Source organism: Mesorhizobium sp. M0276 (assembly GCF_040321755.1).
Lineage (GTDB): Bacteria > Pseudomonadota > Alphaproteobacteria > Rhizobiales > Rhizobiaceae > Mesorhizobium.
Genome location: NZ_JAMYSC010000035.1, coordinates 36,848 through 56,930, shown reverse-complemented (window position 1 = coordinate 56,930; position 20,083 = coordinate 36,848). Strand labels below are relative to the sequence as shown.

At 62.3% G+C, this 20,083-nt stretch carries 15 protein-coding genes; 10 read left to right on the top strand and 5 right to left on the bottom strand.

The window, feature by feature from the left end:
- Nucleotides 1-2 precede the first annotated feature (2 nt).
- The 3 genes from trpC to NKJ01_RS24725 all read left to right on the top strand — a co-directional run bounded on the left by trpC (nt 3) and on the right by NKJ01_RS24725 (nt 2,605).
- On the top strand, nt 3-851 hold the full coding sequence (gene trpC, locus NKJ01_RS24735) for an indole-3-glycerol phosphate synthase TrpC (RefSeq protein ID WP_352731768.1): 849 nt from the start codon (nt 3-5) through the stop codon (nt 849-851).
- Between the two features lie 66 nt (nt 852-917).
- On the top strand, nt 918-1,400 hold the full coding sequence (moaC, locus tag NKJ01_RS24730; protein WP_352731800.1) for a cyclic pyranopterin monophosphate synthase MoaC: 483 nt from the start codon (nt 918-920) through the stop codon (nt 1,398-1,400).
- Nucleotides 1,400-2,605, top strand: a complete 1,206-nt coding sequence (locus NKJ01_RS24725; RefSeq protein WP_352731765.1) for a molybdopterin molybdotransferase MoeA — start codon at nt 1,400-1,402, stop codon at nt 2,603-2,605. The genes moaC and NKJ01_RS24725 overlap by 1 nt, the downstream gene beginning before the upstream one ends.
- A gap of 46 nt (nt 2,606-2,651) precedes the next feature.
- On the opposite strand, the gene NKJ01_RS24720 is transcribed toward NKJ01_RS24725, so the two are convergent.
- Nucleotides 2,652-3,482: a hormone-sensitive lipase gene (locus NKJ01_RS24720; RefSeq protein WP_023759229.1), complete on the bottom strand. Its 831-nt coding sequence runs from the start codon at nt 3,480-3,482 to the stop codon at nt 2,652-2,654.
- Nucleotides 3,483-3,800: 318 nt separating this feature from the next.
- On the opposite strand from NKJ01_RS24720, the gene NKJ01_RS24715 reads away from it, so the two are divergent.
- The 4 genes from NKJ01_RS24715 (at nt 3,801) to lexA (ending at nt 8,782) form a co-directional block, all read left to right on the top strand.
- Nucleotides 3,801-5,426, top strand: coding sequence for an AMP-binding protein (locus tag NKJ01_RS24715; protein ID WP_023759230.1), 1,626 nt, complete (start codon nt 3,801-3,803; stop codon nt 5,424-5,426).
- Complete coding sequence (gene kynA, locus NKJ01_RS24710; RefSeq protein WP_031260180.1) at nt 5,423-6,259, top strand: tryptophan 2,3-dioxygenase; 837 nt, start codon at nt 5,423-5,425, stop codon at nt 6,257-6,259. The genes NKJ01_RS24715 and kynA overlap by 4 nt, the downstream gene beginning before the upstream one ends.
- 80 nt (nt 6,260-6,339) lie before the next feature.
- Nucleotides 6,340-7,587 carry a kynureninase gene (gene kynU, locus NKJ01_RS24705; protein ID WP_352607458.1) on the top strand — a complete coding sequence of 416 codons (1,248 nt, stop codon included), beginning with the start codon at nt 6,340-6,342 and terminating at the stop codon, nt 7,585-7,587.
- Nucleotides 7,588-8,029: 442 nt separating this feature from the next.
- On the top strand, nt 8,030-8,782 hold the full coding sequence (gene lexA / locus NKJ01_RS24700; protein ID WP_023759233.1) for a transcriptional repressor LexA: 753 nt from the start codon (nt 8,030-8,032) through the stop codon (nt 8,780-8,782).
- On the opposite strand, the gene NKJ01_RS24695 is transcribed toward lexA, so the two are convergent.
- Complete coding sequence (locus NKJ01_RS24695) at nt 8,776-11,241, bottom strand: ComEC/Rec2 family competence protein (protein WP_352731759.1); 2,466 nt, start codon at nt 11,239-11,241, stop codon at nt 8,776-8,778. The genes lexA and NKJ01_RS24695 overlap by 7 nt on opposite strands.
- A gap of 100 nt (nt 11,242-11,341) precedes the next feature.
- Here NKJ01_RS24695 and gltX point away from each other — a divergent pair, with 100 nt between their 5' ends.
- From gltX to NKJ01_RS24680, 3 genes are all read left to right on the top strand, one after another.
- Nucleotides 11,342-12,766: a glutamate--tRNA ligase gene (gltX, locus tag NKJ01_RS24690; protein ID WP_352731757.1), complete on the top strand. Its 1,425-nt coding sequence runs from the start codon at nt 11,342-11,344 to the stop codon at nt 12,764-12,766.
- A gap of 184 nt (nt 12,767-12,950) precedes the next feature.
- Nucleotides 12,951-14,279: a citrate synthase gene (gltA, locus tag NKJ01_RS24685; RefSeq protein ID WP_031260182.1), complete on the top strand. Its 1,329-nt coding sequence runs from the start codon at nt 12,951-12,953 to the stop codon at nt 14,277-14,279.
- A 410-nt stretch (nt 14,280-14,689) separates the two neighbouring features.
- A complete protein-coding gene (locus NKJ01_RS24680; RefSeq protein WP_023759236.1) occupies nt 14,690-16,927 on the top strand; it encodes an adenylate/guanylate cyclase domain-containing protein in 2,238 nt (745 codons plus the stop codon).
- 253 nt (nt 16,928-17,180) lie between these two features.
- On the opposite strand, the gene lpxB is transcribed toward NKJ01_RS24680, so the two are convergent.
- Genes lpxB through lpxA form a run of 3 tightly spaced genes read right to left on the bottom strand, consistent with a single transcriptional unit; the run spans nt 17,181 to nt 20,074 of the window.
- Nucleotides 17,181-18,359, bottom strand: coding sequence for a lipid-A-disaccharide synthase (lpxB, locus tag NKJ01_RS24675; protein WP_352731754.1), 1,179 nt, complete (start codon nt 18,357-18,359; stop codon nt 17,181-17,183).
- Nucleotides 18,352-19,269: an LpxI family protein gene (locus NKJ01_RS24670; protein ID WP_352731752.1), complete on the bottom strand. Its 918-nt coding sequence runs from the start codon at nt 19,267-19,269 to the stop codon at nt 18,352-18,354. The genes lpxB and NKJ01_RS24670 overlap by 8 nt, the downstream gene beginning before the upstream one ends.
- A complete protein-coding gene (lpxA, locus tag NKJ01_RS24665) occupies nt 19,241-20,074 on the bottom strand; it encodes an acyl-ACP--UDP-N-acetylglucosamine O-acyltransferase (RefSeq protein WP_023759239.1) in 834 nt (277 codons plus the stop codon). The genes NKJ01_RS24670 and lpxA overlap by 29 nt, the downstream gene beginning before the upstream one ends.
- Between the last annotated feature and the right edge of the window lie 9 nt (nt 20,075-20,083).

The following is a 20,083-nucleotide window of genomic DNA, read 5'->3' as shown; positions in this document are numbered from 1 at the left end:
ACGTGTCTGACATTCTTCGCAAGATCGAGGCCTACAAGCGCGACGAGATCGCAGCGGCAAAGGCACGTGTGCCGTTGGCCGAGATCAAGGCGCGAGCGAAGGACGCGGACGCACCGCGCGGCTTTCTTGCCGCGCTCGAAGCGAAGCGCAAATCCGGCGCTTTTGCGCTGATCGCCGAGATCAAGAAAGCGAGCCCATCCAAGGGCCTGATCCGCGCCAATTTCGATCCGCCAGCGCTGGCGCGGGCCTATGCGAAAGGCGGCGCTGCCTGCCTTTCGGTGCTGACCGATGCGCCATCGTTCCAGGGCGCGCCGGAATTTCTCACCAAGGCGCGAGCCGCCGTCGCCCTGCCCGCGCTGCGCAAGGATTTCCTGTTCGACCCGTATCAGGTCTACGAGGCCCGCGCCTGGGGTGCGGACGCCATCCTCATCATCATGGCCAGCGTCGACGACGCCCTGGCCAGCGACCTCGAATCCACGGCGTTCGAACTTGGCATGGATGCACTGGTCGAAGTGCATGACGAGGCCGAGACGCAGCGCGCGCTAAAGCTGTCGTCGCGGCTGATCGGCATCAACAACCGCAATCTGCGCACGTTCGAGACTAGCCTCGAGACCTCAGTGCGGCTGGCGACCATGGTGCCGGCGGACCGCTTGCTGGTCAGCGAGAGCGGAATTTTCTCGCATGACGATTGCCTCAGGCTTCGAAAGAGCGACATTGGCACCTTTCTGGTCGGCGAGAGCCTGATGCGGCAACAGGACGTCGTCGCGGCGACACGCCTGCTTCTGACGGGCAAGGCGCCGGAGGCATCGGCCCGAAAATCGGAATCGATTTTCGGAGAGCACGATGCATAGATTCAAAGTGATAGAGCGTACTTTGTGCGTCCGAACGGACGCACGTCGCTCTATGGCGATCTGACGATGACATCAGGCCTCACCCATCTCGGCGCGCAGGGCGAGGCCAACATGGTCGATGTCGGCGACAAGATGGAGACGACACGCACGGCGATCGCCGAGGGCTTTGTCGCGATGCAGCCCGAGACCCTGAAGACGATTCTCGCCGGCAACGCCAAGAAGGGCGATGTACTCGGCACCGCGCGTATCGCCGGCATCATGGCGGCGAAGAAGACACATGAACTGATCCCTCTCTGCCATCCGCTGCTTCTGACCAAGGTTTCCGTCGACATCGAGCCGGACCATGCCCTGCCCGGCCTGAAGGTCACGGCACTGGCGCGCGTCACTGGCAAGACGGGCGTCGAGATGGAAGCGCTGACCGCCGCTTCGGTGGCTTGTCTGACCATTTATGACATGGCCAAGGCGGTGGACCGCGCCATGGTCATCTCTGGCGTTCGGCTGGTCGAAAAGACCGGCGGCAAGTCGGGCGCGTACAAGGCAGGCGCCTGATGGCGCTGGTTCCAATCGCCGAAGCGCTCGAGCGCCTGCTCGAGGGTGCAGCACCTTTGGCCGGCGAAAACGTTCCCCTGTTCGAGGCGGCGGATCGCGTGCTGGCGGAACCGCTTGTTGCGCTGCGTACCCAGCCGCCCTTCAACGCTTCCGCCATGGATGGCTACGCAGTCCGCGCTATCGATGTGGCGTCGGTGCCGTCGCGACTTTCGGTGATCGGCATGGCGCCGGCCGGACGCGGCTTTGACGGCACCGTCAGCCACGCTCAGGCCGTGCGCATCTTCACGGGTGCGCCGCTGCCCGAAGGCGCCGACACCATTGTCATCCAGGAAAATGTCAGGGATCTCGGCGGCAGCGACGTCGAAGTGATCGAACCAACCGCCCAAGGGCGAAACATCCGCCGCATCGGCCTCGACTTTTCAAAAGGCGACGTGCTGCTGGAAAAAGGCCGCGTGCTGGATCCGGCGGCGCTGTCGCTGGCGGCTTCGGCAAACCATTCCCGGGTCAGCGTGGTAAAACGGCCGCTGGTCGCCATCATCGCCACCGGCGACGAATTGTTGCCGCCCGGCAGCGAACTTGGGCCGGACCAGATCATCTCATCCAATGCCTATGGCGTTGCCGCGACAGCGCAATCCGTCGGCGCCCACGCGCTCGATCTCGGCATTGCCGCCGACCGCAAGGACGCGATTGCAGCCTTGGTGAAAGAGGCGGTCAGTGCCGGCGCGGATGTCATCGTCACGCTTGGTGGTGCCTCGGTCGGCGATCACGACCTGATCCATAACGTGCTGACCGGCGAAGGCATGACGCTCGGCTTCTGGAAAATCGCCATGCGTCCCGGCAAGCCGCTGATGTTCGGCCGCCTCGGCGACATCAGGTGCATCGGCCTACCCGGCAACCCGGTGGCAAGCCTGGTCTGCTCGCAGCTGTTCCTGAAACCGCTGCTGGCGCGGCTCGGTGGCCGCGACTATCGCCAGGACATTCGTCCGGCGCGATTGGGCGCCGCAATGCCGGCCAATGATCTGCGCCAGGACTATGTGCGGGCGGTGGTCAGGGAAGACAATGGCGCGCTGGTGGCGACGCCGTTCGGCATCCAGGATTCCTCGATGCTGAGAATGCTGGCCAACGCCAACGGGCTGATCGTGCGCGCGCCGTTTGCTCCCGCTGCGGCCGCAGGCGAGGCCTGTAGCGTGCTGATGCTGCGCTGAAGAAGCTCGGGCAAACCTTTAATAGAGTTGTGAAAATTGTGCTCGGCTATTCCGAGATCAAGGCCTGTGTCAGCGGATGCGCCGGATCTGCGAGGCCGTCGACAATGTTGTAATGATGACGGTCGGGCTCGACCACGGTGCTGGTGGTGGCGCCGAGGCCGGTCCAGATGTTGGCAAGCAGCGCGTTCTGGCGCAGGAATTCGGCGCGCTCACCACCACCAGCCCAGCAGGTGATGCGGGCGCCGTCCATGGGTCGCAGCAGCGCCGGGCTTTCAGCCAGCGCCTCCCCTTCGTCGATTGCCAGTGCCTTGTTCATCCCGGTGCGCATAAGCGGACGCAGGTCGTGGAGGCCTGAAATCGAAACGACATGGCGTATGCGCCGCGCCACATCGGCCGCCAGAGGCGTTGATATCGTCACCATTCGAGTGGCGAGATGGCCGCCGGCCGAATGTCCCGTCAGCATCAGCGGCCCGTCGATCATTGCCGCTGCCTTGCCGATAGCCGCGCCGATTTCCCCGACTATACCGGCAATGCGTATGTCCGGGCACAGCGTGTAGGACGGCATCGCCACGGCAAAGCCGCTGCTGACCGCGCCATTGGCGAGGTGCGACCACATGTTCTTGTCGGTCTCCAGCCAGTAACCGCCGTGGAGGACCACCACCAACCCCTTGGGCGCGACATTGGGAAGGAAAAGATCGAGCCGATTGCGCGGTCCGTCACCATAGGCGATGTCGAGCCGTGCCCGGCCCTCCATTGATAGCGCATCACGAAATGCTTGCGCTGGCTCCGCCCACGCAGCCGGCCAGCGGTCACTGCCGGCGATGTTCGCGCCGTTGGCATAGGCATCATCCCAATCGACAATGTGACGTTCGAACATCTGCGCCTCCCCCAAAACGGCATCGCTTGTGAGCTAGCAATGGCCACCGGCACGCCATGCGTCAATGCTTCAAGGCCAAAACATTTTAGGCTTGAAACAAATTTCGACTGGTGCGATCCTGACAAGACGATCAGCCGACGAAATGGGAGGTCTGCTGTGCTGCCCTGACCCCGTAGATGCTCGTCCTTTCCCGGTGGCATAGTCGAGCTGGCACGATTGGCGGTACGAAAACCTCCCGCGAAAGACAGGAACTTCAAATCCACCACACAGGTCAGGCACATCGCGCACTGGCCAGGCAGCAGACGGGATAGCGGCGACATGCTTGGGCCTTCAGCGCATATCGACACGTTCACGCGCGATCACCTGCCGCCTCCGGAGCAGTGGCCGGATTTCCTGCTCGACGGCTTTGATTATCCCGAACGTCTCAATGCCGGCGTCGAACTGACGGACAGGCTGGTCGAGAGGGGCCTCGGTGACCACACCGCGCTGATCGGCAATGGCCGCCGCCGCACCTACAAGGAACTGTCCGACTGGACGAACAGGCTAGCCCACGCGCTGGTCGAGAACTACGGCGTCAAGCCGGGCAACCGGGTGCTGGTCCGCTCCGCCAACAACCCCGCCATGGTCGCCTGCTGGCTGGCCGCCACCAAGGTCGGCGCCGTGGTCGTCAACACCATGCCGATGCTGCGCGCCGGTGAGCTTGCCAAGATCGTCGACAAGGCGGAAATCACCATCGCGTTGTGTGACACCAGGCTGATGGACGAGATGACAGCCTGCGCCAAGGACAGCGCGTTCCTCAAACAGGTCATCGGCTTCGACGGCACCGCCAACCATGATGCTGAACTCGACCGTGCCGCTCTCGATAAGCCGGTGACGTTCACCGCCGTCGACACCGGCCGCGACGATGTCGCGCTGCTCGGCTTCACCTCGGGCACGACTGGCGTGCCGAAGGCGACGATGCATTTCCACCGCGACCTCCTGATCATCGCCGATGCGTACGCACGCGAAATCCTTCGGGTGACACCGGACGATATCTTTGTCGGCTCGCCGCCGCTGGCCTTCACCTTCGGCCTTGGCGGGCTCGCCATCTTCCCGCTCCGCTTCGGTGCGGCAGCGACACTGTTGGAACAGGCGACGCCGCCCAACATGATACACATCATCGAGACCTATAAGGCGACCGTCTCCTTCACCGCGCCGACCGCCTACCGCGCCATGCTGAAGGCCATGGATGAAGGGGCCGATCTGTCATCGCTGCGTGTCGCCGTTTCGGCTGGCGAAACCTTGCCCGCTCCGGTTTTCGAAGAGTGGACGCAAAAGACCGGCAAGCCTATCCTCGACGGCATCGGCGCCACCGAGATGCTGCACATCTTCATCTCCAACCGCTTTGACGACATGAAGCCGGCGTCGACCGGCAAGCCGGTGGGCGGCTACGAGGCGCGCATCGTCGACGAGGAGATGCGCGAGCTGCCGCGCGGCGCGACCGGCAGGCTGGCGGTGCGCGGACCGACCGGCTGCCGCTACATGGCCGATAACAGGCAGAAGGACTACGTCCGCGACGGCTGGAACCTCACCGGCGACACCTTCACGCAGGACGAAGACGGCTTCTTCCATTTCGCCGCGCGCTCCGACGACATGATCGTCAGCGCCGGCTACAACATTGCCGGACCCGAGGTCGAGGCGGCACTCCTGTCGCACCCGGATGTTGCCGAATGCGCGGTGATCGGCACGGAAGATGCCGAACGCGGCCAGATCGTCGAAGCGCACGTCGTGCTGGTGCAGGGCGTAGCGCCGGACGCATTGACGACCAAGCGCCTGCAGGACCACGTCAAGGCAACGATCGCGCCCTATAAATATCCGCGATCGGTGAAATTTATCGCCGCGCTGCCCAAGACCCAGACCGGCAAGATCCAGCGTTTTCGGCTGCGCACGGAGAAGATCAATTGAGCGAACCCTACGATCCGGCGTCCGAAGGCGCACAGATGTCGTTCAAGGAGAGCATGTCCTACAGCGACTATCTGCACCTGGAGAAAGTGCTGGAGGCCCAGACGCCGCTGTCTTCGGCGCATGACGAGATGCTGTTCATCATCCAGCACCAGACCTCCGAACTGTGGATGAAGCTCGCCCTGCACGAGATTGGCGCTGCGATCCGCTCGATCCGCGCCGATCGCCTCGAGCCAAGCTTCAAGATGCTGTCGCGCGTCGCCCGCATTTTCGAACAGCTCAACAACGCCTGGGATGTGCTGCGCACGATGACGCCCAGCGAATATACCGAGTTCCGCGATGCACTCGGCCAGTCCTCGGGTTTCCAGTCCTGGCAGTATCGCGCCATAGAGTTCATGGCCGGCAACCGCAACCTCGCCATGCTGGGCCCTCACAAGCACCGGCCGGACCTCAGCGGCAAGCTGGAGGCGATCCTGGCGGAGCCGTCGCTCTACGACGAAGCGCTGCTGCTTCTGGCGCGCAACGGATTCGACATCGGCACCGATGCCAGGCGCACGGATTGGCGTGAGACGCGAACCGAGAATGAAGAGGTTCTGGTCGCCTGGCAGACCATCTACCGCGACCCGCAGCGCTACTGGATGTTCTACGAACTGGCCGAGAAGCTGGTCGACTTCGAGGACTATTTCCGCCGCTGGCGCTTCAACCACGTCACCACGGTCGAGCGCATCATCGGCCTGAAACGCGGCACCGGCGGCACGTCGGGTGCTTCGTATCTCAAGAAGATGCTCGAGGTCGTGCTGTTTCCGGAGCTGTGGGCAGTCCGTACCCGGCTTTGACACAATCGAAATGAGAACAGGCACATCGAGGGCGCGCTTGCAGCGGAAAACCTTCGCGAACAACCGAGGACTGACTGACCATGAGTGGAATTCCTGATCTCGCTGCAATCGAAGCGATGGATGCCACGGATCCGCTCCGCGCCATGCGCGATCGTTTCATTCTGCCGGAGGGGGTGATCTATCTCGACGGCAATTCGCTTGGGGCAGCGTCGCATGCCGTTTTCGGCGAGCTGCAGCAGGCGGCCACCGAGGAATGGGCCAAGGATCTCATTCGGGCCTGGAATACAGCCGGATGGTTCGAGATGCCGATCGAACTCGGCGACCAGCTCGGACGCTTGATCGGGGCCGCAGCCGGACAGACTGTTGTCTGCGACACGACGTCGATCAACATCTACAAGGTGCTACATGCCGCGATGGAGATGCGGCCCGGCCGATCGGCCATCGTCGCCGAGGCTGACAGTTTTCCCACCGACCTCTACATCGCCGAAGGCGTTGCCTCGACCCGGGATGGGGTCCTTCTGCGCCTCGCGGGCGTCGACGCGCCAACCATCGAAGAGCTGATCGACGAAAGCGTCGCGGTGGTGCTGGTCAACCACGTCAATTACAAATCGGGTGAACTGCGCGACATGGCGGCGCTGACGCGCATAGCTCATGCGGCCGGAGTGCTGATCGTCTGGGATCTATGCCACACCGCTGGCGCTCTGCCAGTCGAGCTCGATCATGCAAAAGCCGATTTCGCTGTCGGCTGCACCTACAAGTACCTCAACGGCGGTCCAGGCGCGCCGGCCTTCATCTATGCCGCGCAACGCCACCACGGCGCGATCAGCCAGCCGCTCAGCGGCTGGTGGGGGCATGCACGGCCCTTTGCCTTCGAACGAGGCTATGTTGCCGGCACCGGTATCCGCCGCTTTCTGTGCGGCACGCAGCCGGTCCTGTCGATGCGGGCGCTCAAAGGTGCGCTCGCAATCTGGAACGACGTCGACGTGGCGGCATTGCGAAAGAAAAGCGTCGCGCTGACCGAACTGTTCATCCAGCTCGTCGAAGCGAAGTGCGGCGCCTATGGCCTCACGCTGGAGAGCACCCGCGACGCGACCAGGCGCGGCAGCCAGGTGTCGTTCGTTCACGATCATGGCTATCAAATCATGCGGGCGCTGATCGAGCGCGGAGTGATCGGTGACTTCCGCGCGCCGTCAACCATCCGTTTCGGATTTACGCCGCTCTATGTCGGCTACAAGGACGTGTGGCTGGCGGTCGAGGTGCTGGAAGACATTCTGCGAACGGATGCATGGAAGGACCAGCGTTTCGCCGTCAAGGAGGCCGTGACCTGACGCAGTCGTCCCAACTGTTGTCGCATCGTTGCCTCTTGGTCGGATGATGGAGGGACGAATTTCCAGTGCACAAATCCGGTTGCCGCTGCTGGCCAACACTGGCATCAACAAATTAACCAAGGTTGGCATTTTGGCTTCGTTTCGTTCACGGCAGACGAACGCATGGAAGGCTGGAAATGCCCCGTCGCGGATCCATGGGCAGCTCATGCCAAAGCTTGGGCCAACGATGGGCGGCAGCCCATTAACCATAACAATTTCAATGCCGGAAAGCGCCTTGTGACGGCATGCCGTGATCACCCAAGCGCGCTGGCGCGCGCCAAATAATTTCAGCGGCCTTAACAGATTCATTAAACTTTAAACGGTTGCAGAACACAACTGGAACATATAGTGTTTGTTCTGGGTTTGTTTTCTGATTCTGGTTTTAGGTACCCTGGGGGCCGCCATGCTGACACGCAAGCAACACGAACTGCTGATGTTCATTCATGAACGCCTGAAGGAAAGCGGCATTCCGCCATCCTTCGACGAGATGAAGGAGGCGCTCGACCTTGCCTCCAAATCCGGGATTCATCGTTTGATCACGGCACTGGAAGAGCGCGGCTTCATTCGCCGGCTGCCCAACCGGGCGCGCGCGTTGGAAGTGCTGCGGCTGCCGGATTCGATCGCGCCCGGCCTCAACGCGGCGAAAAAGTTCTCGCCTAGCGTCATCCAGGGCAGTCTTGGTCAGGCCAGTCTCGGCCAGGGCGGCCTTGGCCGGCAGATCAAGCCGGCGTCTTCACGGATGCCTTCAGCCGGCAATGACGACGACGTGGTCTCCGCCGTGTCGATCCCTGTGATGGGGCGCATCGCCGCCGGTGTGCCGATCGATGCCATCCAGCACCAGACCCATTCGATCTCGGTGCCGCCGGACATGATCATGGGAGGCGAGCACTATGCGCTGGAGGTCAAGGGCGACTCGATGATCGAGGCCGGCATCTTCGACGGCGACACCGTCATCATCCGCAACGCCGATACGGCGAGCCCTGGCGAGATCATCGTGGCGCTGGTGGATGAAGAGGAAGCGACGCTGAAGCGGTTCCGCCGCAAGGGTGCCTCGATTGCTCTCGAAGCCGCCAATCCGGCCTATGAGACACGGATTTTCGGACCAGACCGGGTCAAGGTGCAGGGCAAGCTTGTCGGCCTGATCCGCCGTTACTGAGGCAGCTGCGGTTTAACGACGGGCTTGTCCGGTCTCTTGAAGGGCGGCAGGCCCCTCGCCTCACGCGAAAACTTGCGTTGCACGTGCCAAGGCCGGTAGGGCCTACCCACCGCAAAGCTGACCGTTGCCGGCGTGGTCGCCGACTGGCGATCGAAGAAGACGGCAGCACTGCCATTGCGAGCCAGTTGCCGTTTGGTGATGACGAGAACCAGCGGGTTGTGACAAGCGTCATAGGCCGTCGCGTCGTTGATGACGATCAGGTCGGCGAAGCCGCAGGCTTTCCAGGTGTCCTTTCGGTCCTCGACATAGGCAATGATAGCTCCGGACGGATGCCTGGCGAGACAAACGCCTGATGTGCAATAGAATGGCGCTCCCGGCGGCATTTCAGCCGCATCCTCGACGTCGAATTGCCCGTCGCCTTCGTCGAACACCTCCGGCGCGATAATGCTTTCGGATGTCAGCGCACGCTTCCAGTTGTCGACGGTGAATTCGTTCGGCCTGGCCCGGCTGACCGCGAGTTCGCCGCCGCCAATCGGCAGCGCCACCAGCCTCGCATCCTCCGAGACCAGCACGTCAGGTACGCGCGTATCCGAGACGGTCAACAGGCCGGCAAGCGCGAAGGGAAGCGCTGCGAGCCGCAACCATGTGGTCGCCATCGTCGCGATGACCAAGGCAATCGTCACCAGCACGACGGATTGCTGCGAAATCAAACCGATTGCGTCGACTGGCGAACGCTCGGAAATCCATCCGGACATCGCGATCATCACCGTCAGGCCTTTGCCCATCAGATAGAGGGCCGGCCAGTCCAACCCGAATGGCATCAGCAGCGCGCTGGCGACAGCCAGGAACATCACGACTGTTACGATAGGCATGATGGCCAGGTTGGCGAACAGGCTGAGCGGCGACACACGCTGAAAATGCCAGATGGCAAACAGCGCCGTGGCGCTGCCGGCGATGATGGAGGTCATGGCAAGGCCGCCTGCCGCCAGCAGGAATTTTCGCGTCAGGAAGCCGGGCAAGGATCGCTTTGGCGGCGGTGGCCTCGCCTTCCCCGCACGATGATCCGCCCAGCCGGCATAGGCACCGACCAGCGCGGCCGTCGCGGCAAACGACATTTGAAAACTCGGGCCGACCACTTCATGCGGCGACACCATGATGACCGCGATCGCCGAGATCGCCAGATTGCGCATCGTCAGTGCTGCCCGATCAAAAAGAACGGCAATCAGCATCACCGCCAGCATGATGAAACTGCGCTCGGCGGCAACGACGACGCCTGAGATGATAAGATAGGCGGCGATCGAGAACAGTGCGGCAGCCGCAGCATACTTCTTGACCGGGCGACGCGCGGAAAAATCCGGAAACAGGGCGAAGGCGCCACGCAGCAAACCCATGATGGTGCCAGCGACCAGCGCCATGTGCAGTCCGGAAATGGAGATGATGTGATAGATGCCGGTACGCCGCATCGCCTCGTTCACGTCATCGGGAATGCCGGCGCGAACGCCGACGATCAGCGCCGCGGCGATCTCGCCTTCGGCGCCACCGACGCTGCCCCTGATGTGATCGGCAATGGCCTCACGGGCTTTTTCGATCCCCGAGGAAAGCCGGGCCGCCAACGGCATGTTATCGTCATCGGTGACGACAAGTTTTGGATTGCCGAGAAAGAAACCGCTGCCGCCGATGCCGGCGAAATAGCTGTCGAAGGAGAAGTCGTAGCTGTCCGGCCGCACCGGCCCGGTCGGTGGCAACAGCTTGGCATACCCAGTGATCAGGGAACCGGCGGTCATGTCCGCCGGGATATTGCGTGCCGAAAGCCGCACCCGCTCCGGCGCATAGCGCAGTTTCGGCCTTGCAGTCGATGCCACGTCGATTGTCAGCCGGATGCGACCGCTCTCCATCCGTTCGAGCGAGACGACCCGGCCGGTCACTTGCGTCGAGATTTCCGAGCCCAGCATCTGCGTTCCGGCTCGCCATGTCTCGACCTTCGCGGCGAGCAGGCCGAGTGTACACAAAAGCGCCGCCATGAAGGACAGATGGGTTTTCGGCCAGGAACGCGAGACCAGCGCACAGAGCCCCGCCAAGATGACAACTGCGACAGGCTTTGCGAAGTCCGGCTCCGCCACAAGCGAAAAATAGCCGATCGCCCCGCTTGCCAGGCAGACCGGCACCAGCAGGAAGGCCACGCCTCGGTCGAGTTCCAGGCCCGCCGCCATGGCCAGGCTATTGCGCAGGCGCGGCGGTGATATCAGGCCAATCTGCCGGCGCAAGCGCACGATCCTGCTGGCTTCGGCAGTTGGAACAGGGGCGGAGACACCGGCTTGCAAAGGCGCCTTGTCGGGTGCCGGCACAAGGGGCGATGGCGGCGGCAATGAAGCTGGCAGTGGCGCTGCAAACAGGGACCGCTCGCTGACGCCAATGACAGCGTCCTCGTCCTGATCCGAGCCCCAGCCTCGTCCAGCCATCGGGTCTGCCCCTTGCGCCCTCGACACCCTATGCTACATGAACGCCGGGCGCGCGAAAGTCCGCGCACCGCACCCGCTTCAGATGGTTTCCGAGAGTTACATGTCCGACAAGGTCGTCACCCGTTTTGCTCCCTCGCCCACCGGCTACCTGCATATAGGCGGCGCGCGCACGGCGCTGTTCAACTGGCTGTATGCAAGGCACACCGGCGGCACGATGCTGCTGCGCATCGAAGATACCGATCGCGAACGCTCCAACGACGCGGCGACGGCTGCCATTCTCGACGGACTTTCCTGGCTCGGCCTGACCTGGGACGGCGAGCCGGTGTCGCAGTTCGAGCGCGCGCCGCGCCACCGCGAGGTGGCCGAGGAACTCGTGCGCCTGGGCAAGGCTTATTATTGCTATGCCACGCCGGCCGAACTGGAGGCGATGCGCGAGGCCGCCAGAGCCAAAGGCCTGCCGCCCCGCTATGATGGCCGCTGGCGCGACCGTGCCCCCTCAGAGGCGCCTGCAGGCGACAAGGGTGCCATCCGCATCAAGGCGCCGACCGAGGGCGAGACGATTGTCCATGACCGTGTCCAGGGCGAGGTACGCTTCCCCAACAAGGATCTCGACGATTTCATCATCCTGCGTTCGGACGGCAATCCGACCTACATGCATGCAGTCGTCGTCGACGATCATGACATGGGCGTCACCCATATCATCCGCGGCGACGATCATCTGACCAACGCCGCGCGCCAGACTGTGATCTACAACGCCATGGGCTGGGCCGTGCCCTCGATGTCGCACATCCCGTTGATCCACGGTGCCGATGGCGCCAAGCTGTCGAAACGGCATGGCGCGCTCGGCGTCGAAGCCTATCGTGCCATGGGTTATCTGCCGGAGGCATTGCTGAACTACCTGGCGCGCTTGGGCTGGAGCCACGGCGACGACGAGATCATGTCGATCGACGATATGATCTCCTGGTTCGACATCGGTGACGTCAACAAAAGCGCGGCCCGATTCGACTTCGCCAAGCTGGAGGCGATCAACGGCGCGCATATGCGCCGCATGGGCAACGCCGAGCTGTTCGATATCTTCATCGCTACCCTGCCCTATCTCGAAGGCGGCTCGGCGATGGCCGCGCGTCTGAACGACAGCAACAAGGCGCAGCTGCTGGCCGCGTTGCCGGGCCTGAAGGAGCGCGCCAAGACGCTGGTCGAACTCGTCGATGGTGCTGCCTTCCTGTTTGCCACCCGGCCACTACCGATCGACGACAAGGCGGCCCTTTTGCTCAATGACGATGCCCGCAAGATCCTGCGCGGCGCTCACGAAGCTTTGAATGGGCTTACAAGTGATTGGACGGCCGCCTCGGCAGAGGCCGCGATCCGCGAGGTTGCCATGGCTGGTGGCCACAAGCTCGGCGCCGTGGCCCAGCCTCTGCGCGCCGCTTTGACCGGCAAAAGCACGTCGCCGGGCGTGTTCGATGTGCTTGCCGTGCTCGGCCGCGAGGAAAGCCTGGCGCGCATAGAAGACCAAATCGATTAGCAGCAATCTGGCCCAAGAAGATTGGCATTGAAAGGCGGGTTTCGCAGTGCAACATTAGGCCTTGGCCCAATCTGGCACGCACCTCCTGAAATGCGGTGGCGAATACGCGCATTGCGGTGATCTCAACGTGTCGCTCTGCAGAATTTTGCCTTTGCCGGCATGAGGAAACAAGAAGGAGTTTGCAATGACCGACGCTGCTAAAAAACTGGACTTGGGCGGCAAGGGCCAGGAGGCCACGGCAACACTTGCATTCGCCGGCAAGACCCACGAATTCAAGGTGAGAAGCGGTTCTGTCGGGCCTGATGTCATCGACATCGCTTCGCTCTACACCACCACCGGGGCCTTCACCTACGATCCCGGCTTCACCTCGACCGCAAGCTGCGAGTCCGAAATCACCTTCATCGACGGCGACGCCGGCATACTGCTGCATCGCGGCTACCCGATCGACCAGTTGGCCGAACACGGCGACTTCCTCGAGGTCTGCTATCTCCTGCTCTACGGTGAATTGCCGACCAAGGCGCAGAAGGACGATTTCGATTACCGCGTGACGCGCCACACCATGGTGCACGAACAGATGTCGCGCTTCTTCACTGGATTCCGCCGCGACGCGCACCCGATGGCGGTGATGTGCGGCGTGGTCGGCGCGCTGTCGGCTTTCTATCACGATTCCACCGACATCTCCGACCCGTACCAGCGCATGGTGGCGTCGATGCGATTAATCGCCAAGATGCCGACGATCGCCGCGATGGCCTACAAATACCACATCGGCCAGCCCTTCATTTACCCGAAGAACGAGCTGAATTTCGCAGCCAATTTCCTGCATATGTGCTTTGCCGTGCCATGCGAGGAATACAAGATCAACCCGGTGCTGGCGCGCGCCATGGAGCGCATCTTCATCCTGCATGCCGATCACGAGCAGAATGCCTCGACCTCGACCGTTCGTCTCGCCGGCTCTTCTGGCGCCAACCCGTTCGCGTGCATCGCCGCCGGCATTGCTTGCCTGTGGGGGCCGGCCCATGGCGGCGCCAATGAAGCGGCGCTCAACATGCTGGGCGAGATCGGCCATGTCGACAATATCCCGGAGTTCATCGCCCGCGCCAAGGACAAGAACGACCCGTTCCGGCTGATGGGCTTCGGCCACCGCGTCTACAAGAACTACGATCCGCGCGCCAAGATCATGCAGAAGACGGCGCACGAGGTTCTGGGCGAACTCGGCATCAAGGACGATCCGCTGCTCGACATCGCCATGGAACTGGAGAAGATCGCGCTGACCGATCCCTATTTCATCGAGAAGAAGCTGTACCCGAACGTCGACTTCTATTCCGGCATCACGCTGAAGGCGCTGGGCTTCCCCACCACGATGTTCACCGTGCTGTTCGCGGTCGCCCGCACCGTAGGCTGGATCGCGCAGTGGAAAGAGATGATCGAGGATCCGCGCCAGAAGATCGGCCGCCCGCGCCAGCTCTACACCGGCGCGCCGGAGCGCGACTACGTGCCGATCGCCAAGCGGTGATGGGAGCGAATAGCCAGTAGCGAATAGGGACTTTTATATAGGGCATAGCGTTGGTTTCCCGCTAAACAACGCTAAGGGGGAACGAAGCTTGAACATCGTCATGCTGCCCGCTGTTTCGCGGACAGATTGAGAGCTTTCCGGCCGGCTGCTTTGGCTGCTCGATCCCAAAGGAAGTCGCCGGAGAAGGCAATATGCTCCCACCCGCTCGGCCGAATTCACATCCATGACCCAAACGAGCCATTCCGACAGGTAAGCTCGAATGTCTTGAATGTGGTAGAATACGATATTGGTCAACCGTCGCCGCATCAGCCATCAATGAACGCGCGGAAAATAGGGATTTGCTGAGTGCTGGTGAGGTCAGTTTCTTATCGGAACAACCAATGCTATGTTCCGCCGGGGCCAGGCCAACAATGGACCGCAAGCTTTCCGCGATTCTAGCCGCAGATGTAGTGGGCTATTCGTCTCTGATGGAGCGCGACGAGGCCGGTACATTCGAGCGCCTTCGTGCCGGACGCAAAGAGCTGTTCGAACCCGAAATCGCTCGCCACCACGGCCATATCTTCAAGCTGATGGGCGATGGGATGCTGGCCGAATTCGGCAGTGTCGTCGATGCCGTCGAATGTGCAGTGTCGCTGCAGCGCGGCCTGTCCGAGCGCAACGCCTCGCTTCCCGAGTCGGAACAGATCCTGGTGCGGATCGGTATCAACCTCGGCGAGGTGATCGTTGACGGCGACGACCGGTATGGCGATGGGGTCAACATCGCGGCCAGACTTCAGCAGTTAGCGGAACCGGGCGGCATCTGCGTCTCGGGAAAAGTGGCCAAGGAGGTCGAGAGGAAGCTAGCGTTCACATTTGCGTCAATGGGCGAACAGAGGGTTAAGAACATCACCGAACCAGTTCGGGCGTATCGCGTACTGCTTGATCCAGCGGCAGCGGGCAAGACCCTCCATGCTCGCCGCCAGCCGCGCGCCTGGCGTCTTCCAGTCACGGCGGGTGTTCTCGTCCTGGCTCTCGGCCTTGCAGTAGCATGGTGGCAGCCGTGGGAGAGGCCTGCACAGCTTGCCGTTCCGACCGTCAGCGAGGCAGCCGACACCCGGGCCTCGCTAGTCGTCCTGCCCTTCGACAATCTCAGCGACGACAAGGAACAAGAATATCTCGCCAACGGCTTCACCGAGGATCTGACGACCGCACTGGCGCGTGTGCCGGGTCTTTTCGTCTTCTCCCCCAACGCGGCCTCCGCTTACAAGGACAAGGACCCAAAGCCGGCGGAGATTGCGGCGGCATTGGGCGTCCGGTACCTGCTGAAAGGCTCGATTCGCCGCGTCGGCGACGACATGCGCATCAATGCGCAGCTGATCGATGGCTCGACTTCCAGACATCTCTGGGCGGAGCGTTTCGACGGCCGGTGGGCAGACGTATTCGCGCTGCAGGACAGCGTTGTCAGCAGCATCGCGGGTGCGCTCCAGCTCCGCCTGGTGAGCGGCGCGCCGGCTACCCGGGCCGGAGGCACCAGTAATCCCGAGGCCTATGAGGCCTATCTCAAGGGGATGGACATCTACAACCGTATCAACACGCCCGAGGAGTTTGCGCAGGCTGTGAAGTATTTCCAGCAAGCCGTGCAACTCGACCCCGATTTCGGCGCGGCGTACGCCCAGCTCGCCTGGGCCTACTGGGACGCGGATGTCGGTCGGGTCGTAGTAATGGGGCTTACGACCGACGTGGCCCAGGGCAAGATCTATGAAACCCTGGAAGCGGCGGCCAGGTATCCTTCGCCGGGCTACTATCAGCTCGTCGCCGAGTTGATGGTCCGCGAGCACGACTCGGACGACGCAGTTACCGTTCTTCTGAAGTCGGTGGCGCTAGATCCCAGCGATACTTGGAATTATCTCTCGCTGGCCAATGCTCTGAATTTCAACGGCAGGCCGAAGGAAGTGCTTAGCTATCTCGATGCGGCTGCGCGCGTCGACCCAAACTCGTGGATGGACTACAGGCGCTACCAAGCCGGACTGGCCGAGTTCGGCCAGGAGAAGTTTGAGGACGCGGTTCGCTCTATCGAGAAGATGGACCTTATATCGGCCGATCCACGGGCGAAATTTTATGCCCTGCAGGTCCTTATTTCGGCCTATGGGCATCTTGGGCGCACAGACCAGGCCGCGGCGGCTTTGGAAACGCTTAGGAAGGTTGTTGCGCAGAGAATGGAATGGGAGCCGAGCCAGTTGATGACCCAGGATTACATGGTGTTCAAGAATACAGCCGATATCGAACGCCTTTTGGCCGGGCTGACCAAGGCAGGTGTGCCAGAGCTGTCGGCATTGGCAAAGGCAGGCATGAATCCGAAGGACCGGCTCACAGGGGCGGAAATAAAGTCTCTCATGTTCGGGCACGAAACGCGCGGAAAATTGGTAATGCCCACGTTCCTGCCGATGCAGCGCACAACCTCGGTCGACGGCGCCGTCAGCGAGACCGTTGGCCAGAGGAGCCGCGTAGGAACCTCGTGGGTGCAAGGCGATTTCTTGTGCAACGCCTTTCCCATAGAACTGACAAGCTGTGGGGCGATTTTTCGCAATGTGTTCAGGACGCCAGGGCGCGACGACGAATACAAGGCCGTTTACCGCGGGGACCAGTTCGAGTTTTCGGTCGTCAAGTGAACTCCAAAATGCCGCAAAAGCCCGAAAGTCTGCTTGCGGATATACATGCGACCTTGTTCGCCATAACCGCAAATGACCGGAAGTGGCGCTGCTTGCTAGTTCCCACCGACGAGAGAAGGGCAACGTTCCACCCACAGAGAAGTTCAGCACACCATCCGGTTCGTGTTCGCGATTTGATCTCCCTTGGCGTTGTTTAGCGGGAAACCAACGCTATGCCCTCATATAGACCGAGGCGGTGAGAACGGCCTTCTTCCTATTCGCTATTCGCTCTCTTAATGTACCGCATCACGACCTGCGCAGCGATCTCTCCGGACGGCTTCTCGGTCGCCATGCGCCGCGTGATCTCGGCGAAGCCTTGCTTCTGCCAGGCCCGCATGCCGCTGTCGGCAAACAGCGCCTCCAATTGCCGAGCCAAATTGTTCGGCTTGACGTACTCATTGTAGAATTCAGGGATCAACGCTCGATCCGAGATCAGATTGGGCAGCAGTGCCGACCAGACCGAAACCATATACGGCGCGACGACGCGCGCGACAGGATCGAGCCGATAGCAGGAGATCATCGGCACACCGGCCAGCGCCAGTTCCAGGGACACCGTCCCGGACGCGATGAGTGCGGCATCGGCTTTGCCGAACGCTTGCCATTTGCGCTGCGGATCGATGATGATCTCAGGCTTTTCATCCCAACGGTTTACCGAGGATTTGACCAGGTCGGCGACATGCGGAACTGTCGGCAGCAACAGCCGCAGGCGGTGCCCGCGCGCGCGCAGCATCGACACGGTTTCGCCAAACGGATCGAGCAGCCGACGCACCTCGCCGCGCCGCGAGCCGGGCAGAACGAGCAGCGTCTTCACGCGGTCCGCAGCAAGGTCGCGCGGCAGGTCCTGTGCCTTGGCCGCGCTGAGCACGCCCGCATCATGCATGAGGCGATGCCCGACATAGGTGCCCAGGGGGCCGCCCAGCCGCTCAAGCTCCTTCACCTCGAACGGCAGGATGCAGAGGATATGGTCGACATAGGGCTTCATCGCCGCCGCCCTGCCCGGCCGCCACGCCCAGACGCTCGGGCAGACATAGTGGATGATCGGGATCGACGGATTGGCCGCACGGACCTTTTTGGCGACGCGCAACGAAAAGTCCGGGCTGTCGATGGTGATGAGGCAATCAGGCTTCTCGTCCGCAACGCTCCTGGCCAGCTCGTTGATCCGCCGCATCAGCCGCGGCAGGTCGCGCAGGATGACGCTGAAGCCCATGAGGGCGATCTCACCGGCATCGAATGGCGGGACCAGTCCCTGTGCCTGCAAATGGCGACCGCCGAGGCCGACGAGTCGCACGTCGCGCCCGGTAGCCTGCTTGAGCGAACGCACGATGTCGGCACCGAGCAGATCGCCGGACTCCTCGCCGGCAACGATTGCGATCTTCAATGCCCTGTCAACCATTGCGTGGCTCCGTCGCGGCAGGCAGACCAATGACGAACAGACCAAGCGCGTTGGCGCACGCGATGGTTTCCGGGCCTTCGAGAACCAGCGAACGTCCCGCTTCCACGGCAATGCCGGCAAGCCCGGCCGCATGCACGGCTTCGACCGTTTGCGGGCCGATGGAGGGAAGATCCGCGCGCAGTTCCTGACCAGGCTTGGCGCACTTGACCAGGACACCGCGGGTCTTGCCGGCAATACGGCCGTGGCCACGCAGCAGCTTCGCACGGTCGAGCAGTCCTGCTGTTCCCTCGATACCTTCCAACGCGATGGTCCGGCCGCCGACGGCGATCGCCGCCTGGCCAATATCGAGCGCCCCTATGGCCTTTGCCGCCGCAAGGCCGGCCTCGATGTCGCGCCAGTCGGATTTCCTTGGCGAGGCTTTCGTCAGCACGCCTTCGGCAGCGACAAGGTTCGGCACGATCTCATGGGCGCCGACGACCTTTATTCCCCGCGCTTCGAGGCCTCGCGCCAAGACCTTCAGCAGGCCATCATCGCCACGCGCCAGCGCCGCGACAACGACCGGTATCACTGCGAGCAGACCGAGACTTGGACGCAGCTGTGTCAGTCTTGGCCGGCGCTTGATCTCCCCGGCAAGCACCAGATGGGTGATCCGGTGCCGCCGCAGCAACGATATCAGCGAGCCGATGCCTTCCAGAGCGAGGCTTTCATGCTCATACCGGGAGAGCTCCGCCGTGCGGTCGACCTCGCCGTCCATCAGGATGACAAAGGGCGGATAGCCTTGTTCAGCCGAACCGGCCGCGACCTCTACGGGCAGACTGCCACCGCCGGCGATAATGCCGACCCTGGCGCCTGGCGGGAGATCAAGACGCGCTGCCGCTGTCTCAGTCTTCGTCATCGACATCGTCGCCATCGCCGCCCTTGAGCGACGGCACAGCGTAGTGCCGCTTGCCGCGACTGGAGATGAAATCGATGATTTTCATGGCGGTCGGCGAAGACGCGAACTCCGCCTTGGCGAATTCGATGTTCTCGCCAACTGTGCGGGAACGGTCGAAGATCATCCTGTAGGCCTTGCGCAGCACATGGATCTCGGATCTCGGCAGGCCGGAGCGCTTCAGGCCTATGATGTTGAGGCCGCGCAGGCTGGCACGGTTGCCGACCGCGATGGCATAGGGAATGACGTCGCCGACGATCGCCGAGCAGCCGCCCAGAAAGGCGTTGTCGCCGATGCGGACAAACTGATGCACGGCGGTCAGCCCACCGATATAGACATTGTTGCCGACCTCGCAGTGGCCGCCCAGCGTCGCGCCGTTGGCGAACGTCGCGTTGTTGCCCACCACGCAATCATGGGCGATGTGGGCGTAGGCAAGGAAATTGCCATTGTCGCCGACCGTCGTCTCGCCGCGGCTGGAATCGGTGCCGAGATGCATGGTCACGCCTTCGCGGATCGTGCAGTTCTGGCCGATGACCAGGGTGGTGCGGCCGCCCCTGTGCTTGGTGTTCTGTGGTGGGGCGCCCAATGTCGCCATTGGGTAGACCTTGGTCGAAGCACCGATTGAAGTCGCGCCCATTACCGAGATATGACTGACCAGTTCGACGCCGTCGCCGATCACGACATCGGCGCCGACGTGGCAGAACGGTCCGATGCGCACACCGTCGCCGATTTGGGCGCCTTCCTCCACAACGGAAGAAACATGGATGGATGTCTTGATTTTCATAAGCATTCG